The sequence below is a fragment of the Bradyrhizobium sp. 35 genome (genome assembly GCF_023073215.1).
GTDB lineage: Bacteria > Pseudomonadota > Alphaproteobacteria > Rhizobiales > Xanthobacteraceae > Bradyrhizobium > Bradyrhizobium canariense_D.
Genome location: NZ_JADPJC010000157.1, coordinates 558,558 through 579,462, shown reverse-complemented (window position 1 = coordinate 579,462; position 20,905 = coordinate 558,558). Strand labels below are relative to the sequence as shown.

The window sequence follows — 20,905 nt, the reverse complement described above, 5'->3', positions numbered from 1 at the left end:
TCCGGCAATTGTTGCGCGCGGCGGCGCTGATGGCCTGAGATGTCAAATGGTTGCGCGGAATCGCTGGCCCATCCCGCGCCGGTAACCTTCTACTGTGCATGGGGTTGTTTTCGCGTTTTTTCGTTTGAGGCCTCAGCCGATCGCGCAGGGCACGCTCAAAAAGCCGCGGAACCGCACCCGTCCACCTCTGACCGGCCGTCCGCTCACGGCATAGTTCGGGAAGCGCGCCAAGAAGCGTGAGACCGCGATGGCGCCTTCCAATCGTGCCAGCGCCATGCCGGCGCATTGATGCGCGCCGGTGGCGAAGGCGAGATGCCGGTTCGGCGTGCGCGCGATGTCGAATCTCTCCGGGTCCGGAAACTGTGCGGGGTCACGGTTGGCAGCGCCGATACAGAGGGTGATGGATGTGCCGGCTTCGAGCATGACGCCGCCGAGTTCGACCCGCTCCGTGGTCATGCGGTTGCCGAGCTGGTTCGAGCTCTCGTAGCGCAGCATCTCTTCGACCGCAGTCTTGATCAGCTCAGGATTGTCGATCAGCCGCCGCTTCTGATCCGGATTCCGGTCGAGCGCCACGAGGCCGTTGCCGATCAGGTTGGTGGTGGTCTCGTGGCCGGCATTGAGCAGGAAGATGCAGTTGTGCAGCAGCTCCTTCTCGGTCAGCCGCTCGCCGTTGTCTTCACCCTGTATCAGGCGCGTCAGCACGTCGCGCTCGGGGTTGCCGGGCCTTTCGCGCCGGCGCGCGACCAGCGTTCGGAGGTAGGCGAGGAAGTCCGTCACCGCCTTGTTGCCGCGGGCAGCCACTTCAGGTGACACCACCGGTTCGAGGGCGCCCAGGATCGCCAGCGACCAGTCGCGCAGCGGCGCGCGCTCGTCATGGGGCACGTCAAGCAGATTGCCGATCACCTCGATCGGGATCGAGGCGGCGAAGTCCTCGATCAGCTCGCAATCACCTTTGGCGGCAATGGCGTCAAGCAGGCCGTCGACCAGCTTGATGATGTCAGGCTCCATCCCCGCGATCGCGCGCGGCGACAGCGCGCCCATGATCAGACGCCGCACGCGGGTATGCGCCGGCGGATCGTTGAAGACGAGGCTCGTGGTGTGGTGCTCGTAGAGCGGGGTGTCGCCGTATTTCGGCGCGAACTCGCGCTTCTTGTCCGAGCTGAACGATTTTGTGTTCTTGTAGGTCGTAACGAGGTCGTCATAGCGGGTCAGGAACACGGTGCCGTTGCGCAGGCGCTTGACCGGCTCGTTCTCCCGCAGTGCACGATAGGTCGGGTAGGGATTGTCGTAGAATTCCGCCGTCAGCTGTTCCAGATCGAAACTGGCCGCCAGTTCATTCGCACTTGCGTTCATGCCGCCATACTCGCCGGTTGAGTCCGATATGCTGTATTCGCTCTTTTGAGCGGCTCGGTTCACCGTCTACAGTCGAGCCGCGATTTGCAAGCCGACCGGACAGGAAAATGCACGCCCGCGCTGACGCTGCCGACACGGCCGTCGAGTCCAGCACACAGTGGCCCGACGATATTTTCGCGACCTTGCAACGCTTCGACGTTCGGCAGGTGCCCTACGTGCCCGACGCCGGCCATTCAAAGCTGATCCAGCGCGTGCTGGCATCGTCCACGATGCGCGGCATTCCGCTCACGACGGAGGAGGAGGGCGTGGCGCTTCTCGCCGGCGCCTGGACGGGGGGCCAGCGCGGCGTGCTGTTGATGCAGTCGAGCGGGGTCGGCAATTGCATTAACATGCTCTCGCTGATCCCGATCCTGCGCTTTCCCTTCCTCACGCTGGTGACGATGCGTGGCGAGTGGGGCGAGTTCAATCCATGGCAGGTGCCGATGGGATCGACCACGCAGGGCGTGTTCGAACTCTCGCGCGTCAAGGTGCTGCGGGCTTCGACCGCAGCAGAGGTGCCGGCCGTGCTCGAGGCGGCGGCCGCGCAGGCCTATAACGCGCTCACGCCCACCGCCGTCCTGCTGTCGCAGCGCCTGATCGGCGCCAAGGTTTTCACCAAATGAGCAAGGCCAATCTCCTCGACCGCCGTCAGGTGGTGTCCACGCTTCTCGCGGACCGCAAGGACGTGGTTGCGATCGGCGGCCTCGGCGCCTCCACCAACGACATGTGCGCAGCCGGCGACCATGCGCGCAGTTTCTACCTCTGGGGCGGCATGGGCGGGGCGGCGATGATCGGCCTGGGCCTCGCTCTGGCGCAGCCAAAATTGCCGGTGCTGGTCATCACCGGCGACGGCGAGATGCTGATGGGCATGGGCAGCCTTGCCACTATCGGTCTGCAAAAGCCGTCCAATCTCTCGATCGCGGTGCTCGACAACGAGGCCTATGGTGAGACCGGCGGTCAGACCAGCCACACGGCCGCGGCCGCCGACCTGGTCGGCGTCGCCCGGGCCTGCGGCATCGGGGATAGCCGGTCTGTGACGACCATGGCCGAGGTCGAGGCCTTCGCCAAAGCCGTCCACGACGTCACGGCCGGGCCGCGCTTTGCCAATGTGAAGATCGACAGCGCCAATCTGGAGCGGATTTTGCCCAGCCGGGATGGGACTTACATTCTCAACCGGATCCGCGGCGACCTCGGCTTGCGCCCGATTTAGAACTTGGGATACCTCTAAGAGACGATTCTTGTAGGTTGCATCGCACCATTCGGCTTGACTTTTGCGTGGGTGAGTGCTTACTCACTAGCATGAGCTCATTGCGTATGACGAGCGACCTGAGGCGTCAATTGATCCTCGGCGCCGCAAAGCGTTGCTTTGCCCGACACGGCTATACCGGCACCACGACCAAGAGCGTGGCGGCCGCCGCTGCCATTTCCGAAGCGCTGCTGTTCAAGCATTTCCCGTCCAAGGCCGCGCTTTACGCCGAAATTCTCAGCGATGAATGCGAGGCGGACCCGGCGCTCATGGAGCTGCTCGAACGTGAGCCGTCGACCGCTACGTTGGTCGAAGTGATCCGCGGCATGGTCGGGCATTTCATGCACATCGCCGATGGCCCTGACCAGGAAGAGGCCCAGCGCCTGCGACTGATGACCACGAGTCATTTGGAGGATGGCGAATTTGCCCGGTTGCTATATGCCAAGATCGAGGCGCTGATCGGGGCGGCCTTCGTCGCCTCGCTCGAGCGTGCGGTTGCCGCGGGGGACGCGCGGCCATACAACGGCGAACCGCTCAACCTGTTCTGGTTTGCGCATCACACCGTGATGACGGCTGCGCTGACCAGGCTGCCGGCCACGCCGTGTCTCGCTTACGGCAAGGCGAACGACCTCGAGCGGCAGCTCTGTGAGTTTCTTCTGAGGGGTATCGGACTTAACGACGCCGCAATTGTTTCGCATTTGGGCCGCGATCAGGCCAGTTGTGCGGGCAAGACGGCGATTGCAGAAAGTGCATGACATGAACATCGTGACCGAACACAAGATTTCGGGCGAACCGATCGACAACAAGGCTCCCAAGCGTCCGGTCCGGCCGGTGCTCTGGTTCATCGTCGTCGGCACGCTTCTGGCCGTGCTCGTCGGTGGCCTCGTCTGGTTCAATTATTTCCGCGGCCAGATGATCAAGCAGTTCTTCGCCAACAACAAGCCGCCGCCGGTCGCGGTCAGCGCCGCCGAGGCGAAGTCCGAGGTGGTGCCGAACCTGTTGACCGCCGTCGGTGGTCTCGCCGCCGTGCACCAGGTCGACGTCAGCGCCGACGTCAACGGCCGTGTCACCGAGATCAAGTTCGAGCCGGGCACGCATGTCGAGGCCGGCACACCGCTCGTGCAGATGTTCGACGCGCCGGAGCAGGGCGACCTCGCCAATTACAAGGCGCAGGCCACCGTCGCACAGCTGTCGCTCGATCGCGCCAAGCAACTGGCGTCGCGCCAGTTCGGGCCGCAGGCAACCGTCGACACCGCGCAGGCCGCGTACGATCAGGCGCAGGCGGGTATCGCCAAGACCGAAGCGTTGATCTCGCAGAAGCTGGTCCGCGCGCCGTTTTCCGGCGATCTCGGCGTCCGCAAGGTCGAGGTCGGCCAGTATCTGACCGCCGGCACGGCCATCGTTTCGCTGACGGATCTGTCGGAGCTGTGGGCCAACTTCACGGTGACGGAAAAGGACTCGGGCAGCCTCAAGGTCGGTCAACCGGTCCGGCTGAAGGTCGACGCCTATCCCGGCCGCACCTTCGACGCCAAAATCACCACGATCGAGCCGCAGATCTCGACCGACACCCGTAACATCCGCGTGCAGGCGACCATCGCTAATCCGGAGAAGATCCTGAAGCCCGGCATGTTCGTGACCACCACGGTGGTGCTGCCGGACAAGCCGGCCGTAGTCACCGTGCCGGAGACGGCGGTCGACTACACGCTGTACGGCGACTCGGTGTTCGTGATCACCGAGAAGAAGGAAGCCGACGGCAAGACCAGCCTGAGCGCGGTGCGCACTTTCGTGCAGACCGGCAACCGGGTCGAAGGCCGCGTCGAAATCGTCAAGGGCGTGAAGCCGGGCGACAAGGTCGTCGCCGTCGGCCAGCTCAAGCTGCAATCGGGCGCGGCGGTGTCGATTTCGACCGACCCGGCTCCGCAGATCCCGGCGCAGCCGCCGCGCTACTGACATCGTACACGTTGCAGCATGATCCGGCACGGCCGGGTCACGCGCTTTGCAAGTCAAAGAAATCGAGATCGCCGCGATGCGCTTTACTGATATTTTCATCAAACGCCCGGTCCTGTCGGTCGTCGTCAGCCTGCTGATCCTGCTGATCGGCCTGCGCGCGGCGACGACGCTGCCGATCCGGCAATATCCGAAGCTGTCGAACACGGTCATCAACATCACGACCGTCTATCCGGGCGCGTCCGCGGACCTGATCCAGGGCTTCATCACCACGCCGATCGAGCAGGCGGTCGCCTCCGCCGAAGGTGTCGATTACATCACCTCGTCCTCGGTGCTCGGCACCTCGACGATCCAGGTCTACATCAAGCTGAACTTCGATCCGAACCAGGCGCTGACCGAGGTTCTGGCCAAGACGAACTCGGTCAAATACCTGATTCCGAAGGAATCCAACGATCCCATCGTCACCAAGACCACGGGCCAGACCACGGCCGTGATGTATCTCGGATTCTCGTCCGAAGAGCTGTCGGGCTCGGCGATCTCCGACTACCTGACGCGCGTTGTGCAACCGGTGCTGTCGACCGTCGACGGCGTCGCCTCCGCCGACATTCTCGGCGGCCAGACCTTTGCGATGCGGCTGTGGCTTGATCCTCTCAAGATGGCCGGCCGCAACGTGTCGCCTGCGGATGTCGCGACCGCGATCACTGCCAACAACTTCCAGTCAGCGGCGGGGCAGACCAAGGGTTATCTCATCGTCTCGAACGTATCGACGAATACGGGCCTGACCGACGTCAACCAGTTCAAGAAGATGATCGTCAAGGCCAAGGACGGCGGCTTCGTGCGGATGGAGGACATCGCCACCGTCGAACTTGCGGCCCAAAGCACGGACGCGAGCGTCGCCTTCAACGGCGAGCACGCCATCTTCATCGGTGTGCAGGCGACGCCGCAGGGCAACCCGCTGACGCTGGTCAAGGGCGTGCGGGCGCTATTCCCCGAGCTGGAGCGCAATCTGCCACCGTCGATGAAGATGAAGGTCGCCTACGATTCGACCAAGTTCATCCAATCCTCGATCGACGAGGTCGAGAAGACACTGGGTGAAGCCGTGATCATCGTGATCGTGGTGATCTTCCTGTTCCTGGCGTCGTTCCGTTCGGTCATCATTCCCGTTGTCACCATCCCGTTGTCGATGATCGGCGTCTGCACGCTGATGCTGGCGCTGGGCTTCAGCTTCAACCTGTTGACCCTGCTCGCGATGGTGCTGGCGATCGGCCTCGTGGTCGACGACGCCATCGTCGTGGTGGAAAACATCCATCGTCATCTGGAGGAAGGGAAAACGCCGGTCCAGGCGTCGCTGGAAGGCGCGCGCGAAATCGTGGGTCCCGTCGTCTCGATGACCATCACGCTCGCAGCCGTGTACGCGCCGATCGGTTTCCTCGGCGGTCTGACCGGCTCGCTGTTCCGCGAATTCGCCTTCACACTTGCGGGCTCGGTGATCGTGTCCGGCGTGATCGCGCTGACGCTCTCGCCGATGATGTGCTCGGTGCTGCTGAAGAACACGGAAGAGGGGCGCTTCGCCAAGTTCGTCAACAAGGTGTTTGGCGCGCTGACGCGGTGGTACGGGCGCAGGCTCGACCGCTCGCTCGACTACAAGGCCATCACCGGCCTGTTTGCGGTGACCATCCTCGGGCTCGTCGGCTTCCTTTACATGCACACGTCGAAGGAGCTGGCGCCTGAGGAAGACCAGGGTATCGTGTTCGCGGTGACCAAGGCGCCGAAATACGCCAATATCGACTACGTCGATTTTTACGGCGAGAAGCTCGACAAGGAATTCCAGAAATTCCCCGAGACCGATCTGCGCTTCGTGCTGAACGGCATCAACGGCCCGCAGGGCGGTATCGCCGGCATGCTGCTCAAGCCCTGGGAGGAGCGCAAGCGCTCGTCGATCCAGCTGAAGTCGCTGGTGCAGGCCGAGCTTTCCAAGATCGAGGGCGTGCAGGCGTTCGCTTTCAACCTGCCGCCGCTGCCGGGCGGTCCGGGCGGCCTCCCGGTGCAGATGGTGATCAACTCCACCGCCAGCTTCCAGACTGTCTACGAACAGATGGAGAAGCTGAAGGCCGCCGCCCGCAAGAGCGGAATGTTCATCGTCTCCGACAGTGATCTTGCCTACAACCAGCCGAACGTGAAGGTGACGATCAACCGCACCAAGGCGCAGGATCTCGGCGTCAACATGCAGAACCTCGGCAGCACGCTCGCGGTGCTGCTCGGCGGCAACTACATCAACCGCTTCAACCTCGAGGGCCGTTCCTATCAAGTTATCCCGCAGGTGCCGCGCGGCCAGCGGCTCTCGCCGGAATCGCTCGCCGGCTACTACGTGACCACCAATACCGGCCAGCAGCTTCCGCTCTCGACGGTTGTGTCGATCGAGACCAAGACCGAGCCGAATTCGCTGACACATTACAATCAGCTCAATTCAGCGACCTTCTCGGCCGTGCCGATGCCCGGCGTGACCGTCGGTGCGGCGGTCGACTTCCTCGAGAGCGAGGCCAAAAACCTGCCGCAAGGCTTCAGCCATGCTTATCTGGCTGACAGCAGACAGTATGTGCAGGAAGGCAACCAGCTCGCGATCACCTTCGGCTTCGCGCTGATCATCATCTTCCTGGTGCTGGCGGCGCAGTTCGAGAGCTTGCGCGATCCGCTGGTCATCATGATCTCGGTGCCAATGGCGATCGTTGGCGCACTGATCCCGCTGTTCTTCGGCGTGGCGACCATGAACATCTACACCCAGGTCGGCCTGCTGACCTTGGTGGGCCTGATCACCAAGCACGGCATCCTGATGGTGGAGTTCGCCAACGAGCTCCAGATCAACGAGCGGCTCGATCGCCGCTCCGCCATCGAAATGTCGGCCCGTATTCGTCTGCGGCCGATCCTCATGACCACGGCCGCGATGGTGACGGGCCTGATCCCGCTCCTGACCGCGACCGGCGCAGGGGCCGCCAGCCGCTTCTCGATCGGTCTGGTGGTCGTGGCCGGCATGTCGATCGGCACGTTGTTCACGCTGTTCGTGTTGCCGGCGGTCTACGTGGTGCTGGCGACCGACCATCGCGCGGCGGCCGATTCCGAGCGGAACAAGCAGGTCAACGACCTCGACCTCAACGCCAAGGCGCTGCGGCCGACCTGAGGCCACCGATAAAGCGAACCCGAGGGCGGCAGCGGCCAATCCGCTGCCGCCCTTTTCTATTTGCCTCGGGGGCCCGGCTGCCATCAGGCTTTCCCGCGCTCGCGAGAGACAAGGTCCGGTCTTCTTGCTAGGTTCAGCGGGATGAGCCTTCCCCTCCATCCCGACACCCCGCAAGCACGGACGCTGCCGAGCGCCGCGGGGGATGGCGTCGCGTCCGGTACGATGCCGGGGCAGGGGATCAGGACGCGGCTGTTCGCCAAATATGTCGCGTTGTTCGTGGCCGTCGTCGCGATCGCGCTGCTGGCCAACGGCCTGTTCGAGGTCGTCTTTTATTATGGCGAGCACAAGGCCGCGCTGATCCGGGTTCAGCATGAACAGGCCGAGGCGGCCGCTGCCAAGATCGGTCAGTTCGTCAAGGAGATCGAGAGCCAGCTCGGCTGGACCACGCAGCTGCCCTGGTCGGTGGGGTCGCTCGAGCAGCGCCGCTTCGATGCGCTGCGGCTGCTGCGCCAGGTCCCTGCGGTCACCGAGCTCGCGCAGGTCGATGCGACCGGCAAGGAGCGGCTGCGGGTCTCGCGGCTTGCCATGGACGCGACCGACAGCGGGATCGACCTGTCGGAGGATCCGAAGTTTACCGAGGCGGTCGCGCACAAGGTCTATTACGGTCCGGTCTATTTCCGCAGGGAGTCCGAGCCGTATATGACCCTGGCGCAGGCTGGGTTGCGCAAGGATGCCGGCGTCACTATCGCGGAGGTCAATCTCAAGCTGATCTGGGACGTCGTGTCCCAGATCAAGGTCGGCGAGCACGGACACGCCTACGTGGTGGGTCCGGAGGGACGCCTGATCGCGCACCCCGATATCAGCCTGGTCCTGCGCAACACCGACATGTCTGGTCTCACCCAGGTGCGCGCCGCGCTTGCCGGAGGCAGCGCCGCGTTCGACCCGCTTTCCGAAGCGCGCAATCTCCAGGGACAGACGGTGCTGACCGCGTCGGCCCCGATCGCGCCGCTGCACTGGACCATGTTCGTCGAGCTCCCGGTCGAGGAGGCCTATGCGACGCTCTATGCCGCGTTGGAACGGCTTGCATTCGTGCTGCTCGCGGCGTCGATCTTCGCGGTGCTTGCCGGGATATTCCTCGCGCGCCGCATGGTCGGGCCGATCCAGGCGCTGCGCAGCGGTGCCGAGCGCATCGGCAGTGGCGATTTCTCCCAGCGCATCTCGATCCGAACCGGAGACGAACTGGAGGGGCTCGCGGACCAGTTCAATGACATGGGCGAGCGCCTGCAGGAATCCTATGCGGACCTGGAGAAGAAGGTCGAGGTGAGAACCGCCGAGTTGACCGAGTCGCTCGAGCAGCAGACGGCGACGTCGGAAGTGTTGCAGGTCATCAGTTCGTCTCCGGGCGAACTCGCACCGGTGTTCCACAAGATGCTCGAGAATGCCACACGAGTCTGTGGCGCGAGTTTCGGCGTCATGAATTTGTGGGATGGAGAGAATTTCACAATTGCTGCGGACTACAATGTGCCGCCTGCGTTCGCGGCTTCGCGGAAAGATATGGCGATCCGTCCCCATCCGGAGAGCGCGCTTGCCGTGGTCGTCAGAACACGTCAAGTCGTCCACGTTCACGATGTGCAACAAACTCCGGCCTATCTTGCCGGAGGTCCGACCATTCGTGGAATCTCAGACGTCGCCGGCGCCCGTACGATCGTAATCGTGCCCATGATGAGGGAAAGCGAGCTGATCGGAACCGTCGCGGTTTATCGCAAGGAGGTCCGGCCGTTCACCGACAAGCAAATCGCGTTGGTTGAGAACTTCACGAAGCAAGCCGTCATCGCCATCGAGAATACGCGACTGCTGAACGAATTGCGCAAGCGCACGACGGAGCTGTCGCAATCCCTCGACGATCTTCGCACCGCGCAGGACCGCCTGGTCCAGACCGAGAAGCTCGCGTCGCTCGGCCAGCTCACGGCGGGAATCGCGCACGAGATCAAGAACCCACTCAATTTCGTCAACAATTTCTCGGCGGTGTCGACCGAGTTGATCGACGAGCTCAACGAGGCGCTGCAGGCGGCCTCGCTCGACGGCAAGACGAAGGCGGAGGTCGACGAGCTGACTGGCATGCTCAGGAGCAACCTCGAAAAGGTGGTGCAGCACGGCAAGCGCGCCGATTCCATCGTCAGGAACATGCTCCTGCATTCGCGCGAGGGCTCCGGCGAGCGCCGTCCGGCGGACATCAATGCCATCGTCGAGGAAAGCCTCAACCTCGCCTATCACGGCGCGCGAGCCGAGAAGCCTGGCTTCAACGTCACGATAGAGCGCGGCTTCGACCCCGCCGCAGGCATGGTCGATATCTATCCGCAGGAAATTACGCGAGTCGTCCTCAATCTGATCTCGAATGGCTTCTACGCCACTGCCCAGCGCAAGGAGAGCGCCGCAGACGCCTTCGAGCCCACCCTGCGCGCAGCAACCAGAACGCTCGGCGACAGGGTCGAAATCCGCATTCGCGACAACGGCACCGGGATCCCGTCCGAGGTGAAGGAGAAGATGTTCAATCCCTTCTTCACCACCAAGCCGGCCGGCGAGGGCACCGGGCTCGGCCTTTCCATGAGCCATGACATCGTGGTGAAACAGCACGGCGGCACGATCGACGTGAACACCGCACCAGGCGTATTCACCGAATTCATCATCACCCTGCCGCGCGTAATGGCGGCGGACGGCACTTCCGGAGGCAAGACTTGAACGTTTACATCCTGGTCGTCGATGACGAGCCCGACGTCGAGGCGCTGTTCCGGCAGCAGTTTCGGCGCGATTTGCGCGCCGGCCGCTTCCAGATGGAATTCGCGTCGTCGGCACCCGATGCGCTGAAGCTCGCCGCCGAGGTGCGCGATCCCTCGTTGATCCTGATTTTGTCCGACATCAACATGCCCGGCATGAGCGGGCTCGACATGCTGCCGAAGGTGCGTCTTGCGCATCCGGACGTTCCCGTCATCATGATCACCGCCTATGGCGACGCCGAGACGCGCCGGAAGGCGATCGAGCGCGGCGCGGTCGCACTCCTCACCAAGCCGATCGATTTCGCGCTGCTGCGGCAGGAAATCGACACAAGGCTCGAGAAAGCCGCATGACCGCGACCATCCTCTTCGTCGACGACGAGCCGGATCTCGAGGCGTTGGTCCTGCAAAAATTCCGCAAGCAGATTCGCGATGGGTCGGTGACCATCATGTTCGCGCGAGACGGCGTCGAGGCGTTGCAATCGCTCGAGCAGAATCCGCATGTCGACATGGTGGTCTCCGACATCAACATGCCAAGGATGGATGGGTTGTCGCTGCTGGCGAAGCTCCAGGAAGCGGACGACAAGAAGTCCACCATCATCTTGTCGGCCTATGGCGATATGAGCAACATTCGCACTGCGATGAACCGCGGCGCGTTCGACTTTCTGACCAAACCGATCGATTTCGCCGACCTGGAGATGACGATCGAGAAGACCATCCGCCATATCGAGATGCTGCGGGAGGTGCGGCGCCGCCAGACGGAAGCCGAGCGCGCTCACGCCGCGCTCTCGCGTCATTTCTCGCCCGAGCTCGCCAAGCGTCTGGCGGCCGGCGGTGAGAGCGAGGGAATCGAAGTGCAGTGGCGCGATATCGCGACCATCTTCACGGATATAACGGGCTTCACCTCGCTGGTCGAGAGTGCGCCGCCGGAGACGCTGGGCGCGCTTCTCAACGAATATGTCGGCGGCATGACCGAAATCGTCTTCACGCATGAGGGGACGGTTGCCAAGATCATCGGCGATGCAATCCAGGTGCTCTTCAATGCGCCCGGAGATCAGCCCGATTATGCGACGCGTGCGGTTGCCTGCGCGCACGAGCTCGACGCCTGGGCGGAGGATTTTTCCGCGCGCTGGAAGCCGAGAGGGGTGAATTTCGGCACCACCCGCATCGGCATTCACGCCGGGCCGGCACTGGTCGGAAATTTCGGCGGCAACCGGTTTTTCGACTACACCGCGTATGGCGACTCCATCAACATCGCGGCGCGACTGGAAGCCGCGAACAAGCATCTGGGCACGCGGATTTGCGTCAGTGCCGGCATCGCCGAGGCGGCTGAGAATTTTCGAGGTCGTCCCGTCGGGGAGCTAATGCTGCGCGGACGCAGCGAAGCGTTGCGCGCGTTCGAGCCGCTGACGCCGGCCCAATTCGCTGCGCCGGAAACGGCGCTGTATTCCGAAGCTTTTGCCAAGATGGAAGCCGGGGATGCCGCCGCCATGCCGGCTTTCGCGGCGCTGGTCGGCATGCATGCCGGCGATTCCCTGGCCGGCTTTCACCTGAAGCGCCTGCTTAACGGCGACAAGGGCATTCGCATGCAACTGGAATAGGAGTCCGACATGATTGGTGAATTCTCCGCCGGCAACTATCGTTTCATTCCGTCCGTATTCCAGTATTCGGCCGGTGCGGCCGCGGACGACGGCTATGAGATCGAGCGCGTCCGCTTCGACCGGCTGGTGCCGCTCGCCGAAGGCTTTGCGCTTGCCGCGAAGCATATCCAGGAGGCGGGGCGGCCGCTGACGGCCTTCTGCGCTTGCGAACTGCGCTCGCCCGCGGCCTTCAGCGAAGAAGGTTTTCGCGCGTTCAACCTGCACTATGTGAAGACGTTGTCCGAATGGGGCATCTTCGACGGCACCACCAATCCGGTGGCGCGCAGCAATGTCTGTCCAGAGATCGATCCACCGGCCGAGCCGTCGTTCTACGCGTTCTCCTTCACGCGGCCGACAAGCTCGAAGACGCCGAGCTTCGTGATTTCCGGCGGCGCCGAGGCGCGCGAGGGCGGCGGAACCTATGTCGAGCGCACCGTGCGCTACCGCGACCTCAGCCCGGAAGGCCTTCGCGAGAAGGTGCGCTTCACGACGACGTCCCAGATGGAGAACAGGATGACGGCCTTCGGCTTCGGCTGGAAGGACACGACCGGCGTGCAGGCCTATTCCGTGCACGACTTCCACCACGCGCTGGTCGACGAACTCGTCCGCCGCGGGGCGTTGCGGTCCGGCCTGACCTGGCACTATGCCCGGCCGCCGGTGGTCGATCTCGAATACGAGATGGATTGCCGCCGCGTGATGCGCGAGGTCGTGATCTAGCGCTGGCGTGGATCGAGCGCGTCGCGCAGGCCGTCGCCGAGCAGGTTCAGCGACAGCACCACGAGGAAGATCGCAAGCCCCGGCCAGATCGCCATCCACGGCGCCTGGGTCAGGAAGCGCTGCGCTGCGTTGAGCATGCTGCCCCAGGATGGCGCCGGCGGCTGCTGGCCGAGGCCAAGGAAGGACAGCGCGGCTTCGGCGATAATGGCGGCCGCAATCGACAGCGTCGCCTGCACTAGGAGCGCCGGCAGGATGTTCGGAAGGATGTGCGAGAACGCGATCCGCCACGGCGGATTGCCGAGCGCGCGCGCCGCCTCGACATAGTCCTCAGCCTTGACAACCAGCACCTGGCCGCGGGTCAGGCGGATGAAAATCGGGGTTGCCGAGATGCCGATCGCGATCATGGCGTTGCCAAGGCTCGGACCGAGGAATGCGGCGAGTGCGATCGCCAGGATCAGGAATGGGCAGGCCAGCATCGCGTCAGTCATCCGGCTGATCAGTGCATCGACGAAGCCGCCGCGATAGCCGGCAAGCAGGCCGAGCGGAACGCCGACGCCCAGAGCGATCGCCACCGAGGTGAGGCCGGCGAGCAGCGAGGCGCGGGCGCCGTAGACGACGCGGCTCAGGATGTCGCGACCGAGCTCGTCGGTGCCGAACCAGTGCGCCGTCGTGGGCGGCTTGCGAACCAGGCTCCAGCTCGTCGCGATGGGATCGTAGGGAACGACGAGCGGCGCGAGAGCCGCGAAGCCGACGAACAAACTGATCATGACAAGTCCGAACACTGCGGCCTTGCGTTTGAACAGGCGCCGCCGGGCGCGACGCGCCGGGCTGTCCAGCTCGTCAGCTTGCGCGATGGGAGCAGCGGGCAGGGCGGCATCGGTCATGAGTCTAGCCCCGTAGCCGCGGATTGACGAGGATGTAGGCGACATCGGCAACCAGGTTCAGTGTGATGTAGACCGTCGCCGTCACCAGCACGACGCCCTGTACCACCGCGTAGTCGCGGTTGAACACGGCGTCCACGATCAGTTTGCCGAAGCCCGGAATGGAGAAGATCTGCTCAGTCAGAACCGCGCCCGACAAGAGCGTGCCGAGCTCGAGCGCGCCGAGCGTAATGATTGGCGTGAGTGCGTTGCGCATGGCGTGCTTGAGGATGACCGAGCGTTCGGACAATCCCTTGGCGCGCGCGGTGCGGACATAGTCGCTTTCCAGCACCTGCAGCATGGCGCTCCGGGTGTGCCGCATTAGGACCGCGGAAATTGCGTTGCCGAGCACGAAGGCCGGCATGATGGTGGCGGCGAGGCTCGCGCGCCAGTTCTCAGTCAACGGCACGTAGCCGGACGCCGGCAGCCAGCCGAGTTCGATCGAGAACAGGAAGATCAGCATGATGCCGAGCCAGAAATTCGGCGTCGAGATGCCCCACAGCGCGAACAAATTGGCACCATAATCCCAGACGGTGCCCCTTTTCACGGCGGAGACGATGCCGGCGGGAATGCCGATCAAGAGCGCGATCAACATTGCCATCGAGCCGAGCTGGAGCGTCACCGGCAGCTTCTGCGCGATCAGCTCGCGCACCGGCATCTTGTTGCGCAGCGATTCACCGAAATTGCCTGATAGAACGCCCTTGAGCCAATAAACGTACTGCACGGGGATCGGCTGATTGAGCCGGTATTGCTGGCGGATCTGCTCGATCACGGCGGGATCGCGCTCCTCACCGGCCATCACCAGCGCTGGATCACCTGGCAACAATTGCTGGAGCGAGAAGATCAGCACCGACACGAAGAACAGTGTCGGCACGATCTGCGCGATGCGGCGGGCGAGGAAGTTCAGCATGGCGCCGGCCGCGTGTCAGGCGAGGCCACGCTCACTTGAACTTCAGCCCGACCACGCGCACGAGGCCATCTGGCATCTGCTTATAGCCCTGGAGCTTGGTCGTGTGCGCAATCAGAAGCGTGCGGTGGTAGATGTAGATGATCGGCAAATCGTTGAGCACGATCCCGGTCAGCTTTTCGTAGATCGCCTTGCGCTCATCGAATTTGGCGGTCAGCCGGCCGTCTTCCATCAGCTTGTCGGCTTCCGGGTTCGAATAGACGCCATCGTTCTGCGGTGCCTTGCTGCGCATGAAGATGTAGGAGTTGCCGTCGGGATCGATGCGGCCGCTCCAGTTGATCTGGAAGATCTGGAACTCGCCGGCCTGGGCCTGCTTGAAGGTGGTCGCGAATTCGACCGCGCGGATCTTGATGTCGAAGCCCGCTTCCGCCGCCATCGACTGGATCACCTGGGCAACCGCTTCGTTCTCCGCGCCCTTGGGGATCATGTAGTCGACGGTCACCGGCGAGGTGATGCCCGCTTCCTTCAGCAGCGCCTTGGCCTTCGCGACGTCGCGGCCGTGGACCGGGAACGCCTTCTGGTAATAGGGATGTGTCGGGCTGACCCATTGATTGCCTGGGGTGAACTCGCCGTTAAAGACAACTTGGTTGAGAGCTTCGCGATCGATCGACAGATCGAGCGCTTGGCGTACTTTCGCCGACTGGCTGAGCGGCCCCTTTGCTTTGTCGTTGCCGATATTGACGGTCAGGCCGTAATAGCCGAGCTCCGGTGCCGTCGACAGCACGAGCCGCGAATCCGCACGCACGTCCTTGATGTCGGTGGCGAGCACGCGCTCGATCAGATCGAGTCCGCCGGACTTCAGGTTGGCAAGGCGCACCGTGGCGTCAACGATCGGCAGGAAGACCACCCGGTCGATATGGATGTTGTCCTTGTTCCAATAGTCGGCGAATTTTTCGAAGACCATGCGGTCCTGCTGCACGCGCTCGACGAACTTGTAGGGACCGGCGCAGACCGGATGCAGGCCGAACTTGTCGCCGGCCTCCTTGGCAGCCTTCGGCGACACCATCATGCCGGAGCGGTCGGTCAGCTGGGCGATCAGCGGGGAGTAAGGTGTCTTAAGCACCAGCTTGATGGTCAGAGGGTCTACGATTTCGACATGGTCGACGCTGGCGAGCTCGGACTTGCGGAACGAGGTCGGCAGCGTCATGTGACGCTCGATCGAGAACTTTGCGGCTTCCGCGTCGAGCGGCTCGCCGTCGTGGAATTTCACGTTGGGCCGGAGCTTGATCGTCATCTCCTTGCCGTCGGGCGAGGTCTGATGCGACAGCGCGAGCTGCGGCACGATGTTGAGCTTCTCGTCGATGTCGAACAGCTTGTCGCAGAAGGCGGAGAACACGATGCGGCCGACATAGGTGCGGCCGATGCTGGGATCGAGGATGTCAGGATCCTCGGCGATGCCGATGCGAAGTGTGGTCTGGGCTTGGGCCGCGCCTACGAGCGACGTCAGCAATGCCGACGCCAGGAGTGCCAAACGCATAGGACTCATCGCTCTCAACCTCTGTTTTACGGCTATGCCGGGTTCGTCCCCAATGAACTAACCCCGCTGCCGCGGACTGCTTCCGGGCCGCCGCTGAAGGCGGCGACCAATTTTTCGAGAACCGGGGAGAAGCCGCCGTCCGTTGGGACGATCGCCTCGGACGACGGCAGTCCCGACGTTCGGTGGCATGCCGTTGCATGTCCGATGCCATCCTGCACGAGCTGAGGCATTTCGTTGCGGCAACGGTCGACCACGTAGGGGCAGCGGGTGTGGAAGCGGCATCCCGGCGGCGGATTGAGCGCGCTGGGGATTTCGCCCTGCAGCACAATGCGGCTGCGCTTTGCCCGCGGTTTAGGCACGGGAATCGCGGACAATAGAGCCCGGCTGTAGGGATGACGCGGTGCGGCAAACAGCGCGTCCGCCGCCGCCGTCTCGACGATCTGGCCGAGATTCATCACCGCCACGTGGTCGGCGATGTGCTTGACCACCGCGAGGTCGTGCGAGACGAAAATGTAGGCCAGCCCGAGCCGGTCCTGCAGCTCGCGCAGCAGATTGAGGATCTGCGAGCGGATCGAGACGTCGAGCGCCGAGACCGGCTCATCGCAGATGATCAATTTCGGCTCGACCGCGAGCGCGCGGGCGATGGCGATACGCTGGCGCTGGCCGCCGGAAAACTCGTGCGGGTAACGACGCGCCAGCCGCGGCTCCAGCCCGACCAGCCGCAGGATCTCCTCGACGCGTTCGCGCCGCCGGGCGGGCGGCACCAGATTGTGCAGCGCCAGCGGCTCGGTCAGGATCTGGCCGACGGTCATGCGCGGATTGAGCGAGGCGTAGGGGTCCTGGAAGATGATCTGCGCCTCGCGGCGAAAGGCGCGCAGTGCGCCGGCGTCGAGCGAGAGCAGATCGCGGCCTTCGAAACGGATCGTGCCTGCATCCGGCTCGATCAGCCGCAGCACCAGGCGGCTAACGGTGGATTTGCCGCAGCCGGATTCACCGACCAGCGCTAGCGTCTTGCCGGCATCGAGCGAGAAGGAAACGCCATCGACGGCTTTGACATGCGCCAGCGCCCGGCCGAACAGCGAACGCTCGGCGACGAAATGCTTGAGCAGACCCTGAACCTCGAGCAGAGCCATCACGACACCAGACGTTCGAGCGGGGCGCGCAGGCAGCGCGAGAGGTGGCCGGGGCTGACTTCGAGCAGCGGGGGCGGCGCCTTGGTGCAGGCGTCCAGCACGAAGGGGCAGCGTGCGGCGAAGCGGCATCCCGCGGGCGGCTGCATCATGTTCGGGACCATGCCCTCGATCGTGGCGAGCTGGTCGGCGCGATGGTCAAGCCGCGGGATCGAGCCGAGCAGGCCGACGGTGTAGGGATGCTGCGGCGCTGAGAACAGCTCGTCCACCGGCGCGCGCTCGACGATCTCGCCGGCATACATCACCGCGACCTCGTCGCAGACTTCGGCGACGACGCCGAGATCGTGGGTGATCAGGATGATGGCAGCGCCGCTCGCCGCCTTCAATTCGCGCATCAGCTCCAGGATCTGCGCCTGCAGCGTGACATCGAGCGCGGTGGTCGGCTCGTCCGCGATCAGCAGCCGCGGGTCGCAGGCGAGCGCCATCGCGATCATGACGCGCTGGCGCATGCCGCCGGAGAGCTTGTGCGGATATTCGTCGATCCGCCGCTCGGGCGAGGGGATGTGGACGCGACGCAGCAGATCGATCGCCCGCTCGCGCGCACTCCTGCGCGAACCGCCGCGGTGGCGCAAAATCGTCTCGATGATCTGGTCGCCGATGGTGAAGCTCGGATTGAGCGAGGTCATCGGCTCCTGAAAGATCATCGCGAGCCGGTTGCCGCGGAGGTCCCGCAGCGTCTGGTCCGACGTCTTAAGCAGGTCGAAACCGTCGAAGCGGATCGCGCCGGAGATCTCCGCGCTCTGCTTCGGCAGCAGGCCCATGATCGCCAGCGACGTCACGCTCTTGCCGCAGCCGGATTCGCCGACGAGGCCGAGCGTCGCGCCATTGGCGACGCTGAGATCGACGCTGTCGACCGCATGGGTGACGCGGCCGTCGTCGCCGTGAAAACGAATGCGCAGATCGCTGATCTCGATGAGGGGGCTCGGGTTCATGAGCGTATTGCGCGCGCTGCGGCGATGCTGGCGTCGATGACGCTGCGATCGGTGTTGCCGGCAGGGTTCTGCCGGGTTGGCATGGAAACGCGGAAGTGGACCCAGAGTTCGTGGCTGACGCGCTCGAGCCGCTCGAGCTCGCCGAGCGGATCGGGATGATCGTCGGCGCGCAGGTCCAGCGCCGGCCATTCCTCCTCGCCGTGGATCAGGAGCGCGGCGGACTGCTTGCCGCGCTTGTCGCCGCCAGCGGCCTCGCCCGCGCGCAGCGCGGCAAGCAGGCGGCGCGGGAAGGGCAGGCTGTCATTGGCGATATAGGTTTTTGCGGTCTCGTCGAGCACGTCGGCGCCCGCGAGCATGTTGCCGGCGATCGAGAAGCCGCTGCCCGCAATGTGCCCGCACCAATCCACGCAGTCGCGCCCGGTATGCGCGGCAATCGCGCCGCTGGCGTCCATGATGTGAATCTGGCGGCTCTCGCGGCCGTCGTCGGTCGCGAGCAGGGCGGCCAGCACGTCGTGCGCGTTGAGGCCCTCACGCAGCAGCTTGACGCCGTCGATACCGTAATAAGGATTGACGAAAGCCTGCGTCGCGATGGCGCCAAGGCCCGCCGCGATGTAGGGGACACGCGCGCCGACGGCGAAGAAGCGCGTGGCAACGGCGATGCCAAACTGGCCGGTAGCAGAATCGCGCGCGATGATCGACCAGGTCATGTGCTGCCTTTAGCGTCCTGCGGCGTAGCCCTGCATGCCGCGCGGATTGGCGGCGGCGCGGCGGCGCGGACCGACGCGCGAGGCCGCGGTGAGGCGGCCTTCGGACCAGTCCGGACCGACCTCGACGATATGTCCGCGCTCACGCAGGTTCTCGATCGTCGCCTTCGGCACGCGGTTCTCGATCACGAGCACGCCGGGGCGCGCGGTGCGGGGCCAGAACGAGATCGGGAAATGCTCGGAATGCCAGGCCGGCGCGTCGATCGACTCCTGGAGATTGAGATTGCAGTGGACGTGTCGGAGGAAAAACTGCGTGATCCACTGGTCCTGCTGGTCGCCGCCGGGCGAGCCCCAGGCGAGATAAGGCTCGCCGTCGCGCAGTGCCATGGTCGGCGACAGCGTGGTGCGGGGCCGTTTGCCCGGCGCGAGCGAGCTCGGTTGGTTCTCCTCCAAATCGAACATTTGTGCGCGGCTGCCGAGGCAGAAACCCAGCTCGGGAATGACAGGCGAGGATTGCAGCCAGCCTCCCGACGGCGTCGAGGAGACCATGTTGCCGACCTTGTCAATGATGTCGAAATGCACGGTGTCGCCGTGCACCTCGCCGAAGCGCCCCACGGTCGGCTCGCCGGCGCCGAGCGCGCCGACGGCCTCGCGCTGGCCCTCAGCTCGGCGCAGCTTGACCACGCCGCCAAGGCCCTCGACCGTGCCGGGCCGGAGATCGAGCGAAGCTTTCTCGGTAACCAACTTACGACGTTCGTCGTTATAGGCATCTGACAGCAGCGTTGCGATCGGGATTTCGCTGAACTTGGGGTCGCCGTAGAATTTTTCGCGATCGGCAAAGGCGAGTTTTGCGCATTCGATCTGGAGATGGATGAACTCCGGTCCGGTCGGATCGAGCCCATCGAGGGCAAAGCCCTTCAGCAGCGCGAGTTGCTGCAGCGTCACGGGACCCTGGCTCCAGACCCCGGCCTTGCAGACCGTGTAGCGGCCATAATCGTAGGTGAGCGGAGCCTCGACCGTCGGCTGCCAGCGCGCCATGTCGTCGGCCGACAGCACACCTCGATGCGGCGAGCCGCTGACGTCCATCACGTCCTGCGTCCGGCAGAATTTGTCGATGGCTTCCGCGACGAAGCCCTGCGACCAAGCCTTGCGTGCGCGCTCGATCTCGGCATCGCGGCCGCCGCCGCCGCTTTCGGCCTCGCTCAGGATTCGCGCATAGGTCGCCGCAAGTGTCTTGTTGGTGAAGAGCGTGCCGGGCTTTGGCACTTCGCCGTTCGGGAGATAGACGGCGGCCGATGTCGGCCAGTGCGTGCGGAATAATTGCTCGACGGTCTGGATCGTGGCGCAGGCGCGCTCGACCAGCGGATAGCCGTCGCGCGCATAGGAGATCGCGGGCTCCAGCACATCGCGCACGCGCATCGTGCCGTAGTCACGGAGCAGCATCATCCAGGATTCGAAGGTGCCGGGGACGCAGGCCGCGAGCAGGCCGGTGCCGGGCACCATGTCGAGGCCTTCGCTCTTGTAATGCGCGATGGTGGCGCGGGCCGGTGCCGGGCCCTGGCCGCAGATCACCTCGGTGCGGCCGCGCTTCACGTCGTGCACGATGATCGGAACGTCGCCGCCGGGGCCGTTCAGATGCGGCTCGACCACCTGGAGCGTGAAAGCGGTGGCGACGCCGGCGTCAAAGGCATTGCCGCCCTTTTCCAGAATGGCCATCCCGATAGCGGTCGCGATCCAGTGCGTGGTCGCAACGACCCCGAAGGTGCCTTCGATCTCGGGGCGTGTCGTGAAGGGATCGGGATTGACGATGCTGGCCATGGACTACCT

Annotated in this window: 17 protein-coding genes; 9 read left to right on the top strand and 8 right to left on the bottom strand. The window is 64.2% G+C overall.

Annotated features, from left to right (window positions below):
* Positions 1 to 132 precede the first annotated feature (132 nt).
* On the bottom strand, positions 133 to 1,353 hold the full coding sequence (locus IVB36_RS34980) for a cytochrome P450 (RefSeq protein ID WP_204510601.1): 1,221 nt from the start codon (positions 1,351 to 1,353) through the stop codon (positions 133 to 135).
* Positions 1,354 to 1,460: 107 nt separating this feature from the next.
* On the opposite strand from IVB36_RS34980, the gene IVB36_RS34975 reads away from it, so the two are divergent.
* From IVB36_RS34975 to IVB36_RS34935, 9 genes are all read left to right on the top strand, one after another.
* On the top strand, positions 1,461 to 2,015 hold the full coding sequence (locus tag IVB36_RS34975; protein WP_247394653.1) for a phosphonopyruvate decarboxylase: 555 nt from the start codon (positions 1,461 to 1,463) through the stop codon (positions 2,013 to 2,015).
* The gene (locus tag IVB36_RS34970; RefSeq protein WP_247394422.1) at positions 2,012 to 2,602 is read left to right on the top strand and encodes a thiamine pyrophosphate-dependent enzyme; all 591 of its coding nucleotides are present in this window, start codon (positions 2,012 to 2,014) and stop codon (positions 2,600 to 2,602) included. Before IVB36_RS34975 ends, IVB36_RS34970 begins: the two co-directional genes overlap by 4 nt.
* 89 nt (positions 2,603 to 2,691) lie before the next feature.
* Complete coding sequence (locus tag IVB36_RS34965) at positions 2,692 to 3,393, top strand: TetR/AcrR family transcriptional regulator (RefSeq protein ID WP_085352143.1); 702 nt, start codon at positions 2,692 to 2,694, stop codon at positions 3,391 to 3,393.
* A gap of 1 nt (position 3,394) precedes the next feature.
* Positions 3,395 to 4,588, top strand: a complete 1,194-nt coding sequence (locus tag IVB36_RS34960; RefSeq protein WP_018457051.1) for an efflux RND transporter periplasmic adaptor subunit — start codon at positions 3,395 to 3,397, stop codon at positions 4,586 to 4,588.
* A 76-nt stretch (positions 4,589 to 4,664) separates the two neighbouring features.
* Entirely contained in the window at positions 4,665 to 7,760 is a 3,096-nt protein-coding gene (locus IVB36_RS34955; RefSeq protein ID WP_026233289.1) for a MexW/MexI family multidrug efflux RND transporter permease subunit, read from the top strand.
* Between the two features lie 141 nt (positions 7,761 to 7,901).
* Positions 7,902 to 10,499 (top strand): ATP-binding protein, encoded by a 2,598-nt coding sequence (locus tag IVB36_RS34950; protein WP_247394650.1) that lies wholly within the window; start codon positions 7,902 to 7,904, stop codon positions 10,497 to 10,499.
* Complete coding sequence (locus IVB36_RS34945; RefSeq protein ID WP_018457048.1) at positions 10,496 to 10,885, top strand: response regulator; 390 nt, start codon at positions 10,496 to 10,498, stop codon at positions 10,883 to 10,885. Before IVB36_RS34950 ends, IVB36_RS34945 begins: the two co-directional genes overlap by 4 nt.
* Complete coding sequence (locus IVB36_RS34940; RefSeq protein ID WP_018457047.1) at positions 10,882 to 12,132, top strand: adenylate/guanylate cyclase domain-containing protein; 1,251 nt, start codon at positions 10,882 to 10,884, stop codon at positions 12,130 to 12,132. Before IVB36_RS34945 ends, IVB36_RS34940 begins: the two co-directional genes overlap by 4 nt.
* Positions 12,133 to 12,141: 9 nt before the next feature.
* On the top strand, positions 12,142 to 12,888 hold the full coding sequence (locus tag IVB36_RS34935) for a hypothetical protein (protein ID WP_085352145.1): 747 nt from the start codon (positions 12,142 to 12,144) through the stop codon (positions 12,886 to 12,888).
* Here IVB36_RS34935 and IVB36_RS34930 read toward each other — a convergent pair.
* From IVB36_RS34930 to IVB36_RS34900, 7 genes are read right to left on the bottom strand one after another with little or no spacing between them, the layout of a single operon-like run.
* Entirely contained in the window at positions 12,885 to 13,772 is an 888-nt protein-coding gene (locus IVB36_RS34930; protein ID WP_085352146.1) for an ABC transporter permease, read from the bottom strand. The genes IVB36_RS34935 and IVB36_RS34930 overlap by 4 nt on opposite strands.
* Positions 13,773 to 13,776: 4 nt before the next feature.
* Positions 13,777 to 14,718 (bottom strand): ABC transporter permease, encoded by a 942-nt coding sequence (locus tag IVB36_RS34925; RefSeq protein ID WP_247394418.1) that lies wholly within the window; start codon positions 14,716 to 14,718, stop codon positions 13,777 to 13,779.
* Between the two features lie 31 nt (positions 14,719 to 14,749).
* Positions 14,750 to 16,261 (bottom strand): ABC transporter substrate-binding protein, encoded by a 1,512-nt coding sequence (locus tag IVB36_RS34920; protein ID WP_247394416.1) that lies wholly within the window; start codon positions 16,259 to 16,261, stop codon positions 14,750 to 14,752.
* A 23-nt stretch (positions 16,262 to 16,284) separates the two neighbouring features.
* Positions 16,285 to 17,385, bottom strand: a complete 1,101-nt coding sequence (locus IVB36_RS34915; RefSeq protein ID WP_247394414.1) for a dipeptide ABC transporter ATP-binding protein — start codon at positions 17,383 to 17,385, stop codon at positions 16,285 to 16,287.
* Complete coding sequence (locus IVB36_RS34910; RefSeq protein ID WP_085362287.1) at positions 17,385 to 18,374, bottom strand: ABC transporter ATP-binding protein; 990 nt, start codon at positions 18,372 to 18,374, stop codon at positions 17,385 to 17,387. Before IVB36_RS34910 ends, IVB36_RS34915 begins: the two co-directional genes overlap by 1 nt.
* Positions 18,371 to 19,081, bottom strand: coding sequence for a DUF1028 domain-containing protein (locus IVB36_RS34905; RefSeq protein WP_085362288.1), 711 nt, complete (start codon positions 19,079 to 19,081; stop codon positions 18,371 to 18,373). The genes IVB36_RS34910 and IVB36_RS34905 overlap by 4 nt, the downstream gene beginning before the upstream one ends.
* 9 nt (positions 19,082 to 19,090) lie before the next feature.
* Complete coding sequence (locus tag IVB36_RS34900) at positions 19,091 to 20,896, bottom strand: gamma-glutamyltransferase family protein (RefSeq protein ID WP_247394411.1); 1,806 nt, start codon at positions 20,894 to 20,896, stop codon at positions 19,091 to 19,093.
* Positions 20,897 to 20,905 lie beyond the last annotated feature (9 nt).

Excerpts from the sequence above, each read along its gene's own strand:
- IVB36_RS34980 (WP_204510601.1), bottom strand. The coding sequence starts at position 1,353 with ATGAACGCAAGTGCGAATGAACTGGCGGCCAGTTTCGATCTGGAACAG.
- IVB36_RS34975 (WP_247394653.1), top strand. The coding sequence starts at position 1,461 with ATGCACGCCCGCGCTGACGCTGCCGACACGGCCGTCGAGTCCAGCACA.
- IVB36_RS34970 (WP_247394422.1), top strand. The coding sequence starts at position 2,012 with ATGAGCAAGGCCAATCTCCTCGACCGCCGTCAGGTGGTGTCCACGCTT.
- IVB36_RS34965 (WP_085352143.1), top strand. The coding sequence starts at position 2,692 with ATGAGCTCATTGCGTATGACGAGCGACCTGAGGCGTCAATTGATCCTC.
- IVB36_RS34960 (WP_018457051.1), top strand. The coding sequence starts at position 3,395 with ATGAACATCGTGACCGAACACAAGATTTCGGGCGAACCGATCGACAAC.
- IVB36_RS34955 (WP_026233289.1), top strand. The coding sequence starts at position 4,665 with ATGCGCTTTACTGATATTTTCATCAAACGCCCGGTCCTGTCGGTCGTC.
- IVB36_RS34950 (WP_247394650.1), top strand. The coding sequence starts at position 7,902 with ATGAGCCTTCCCCTCCATCCCGACACCCCGCAAGCACGGACGCTGCCG.
- IVB36_RS34940 (WP_018457047.1), top strand. The coding sequence starts at position 10,882 with ATGACCGCGACCATCCTCTTCGTCGACGACGAGCCGGATCTCGAGGCG.
- IVB36_RS34935 (WP_085352145.1), top strand. The coding sequence starts at position 12,142 with ATGATTGGTGAATTCTCCGCCGGCAACTATCGTTTCATTCCGTCCGTA.
- IVB36_RS34930 (WP_085352146.1), bottom strand. The coding sequence starts at position 13,772 with ATGACCGATGCCGCCCTGCCCGCTGCTCCCATCGCGCAAGCTGACGAG.
- IVB36_RS34925 (WP_247394418.1), bottom strand. The coding sequence starts at position 14,718 with ATGCTGAACTTCCTCGCCCGCCGCATCGCGCAGATCGTGCCGACACTG.
- IVB36_RS34920 (WP_247394416.1), bottom strand. The coding sequence starts at position 16,261 with ATGAGTCCTATGCGTTTGGCACTCCTGGCGTCGGCATTGCTGACGTCG.
- IVB36_RS34915 (WP_247394414.1), bottom strand. The coding sequence starts at position 17,385 with ATGGCTCTGCTCGAGGTTCAGGGTCTGCTCAAGCATTTCGTCGCCGAG.
- IVB36_RS34910 (WP_085362287.1), bottom strand. The coding sequence starts at position 18,374 with ATGAACCCGAGCCCCCTCATCGAGATCAGCGATCTGCGCATTCGTTTT.
- IVB36_RS34905 (WP_085362288.1), bottom strand. The coding sequence starts at position 19,081 with ATGACCTGGTCGATCATCGCGCGCGATTCTGCTACCGGCCAGTTTGGC.
- IVB36_RS34900 (WP_247394411.1), bottom strand. The coding sequence starts at position 20,896 with ATGGCCAGCATCGTCAATCCCGATCCCTTCACGACACGCCCCGAGATC.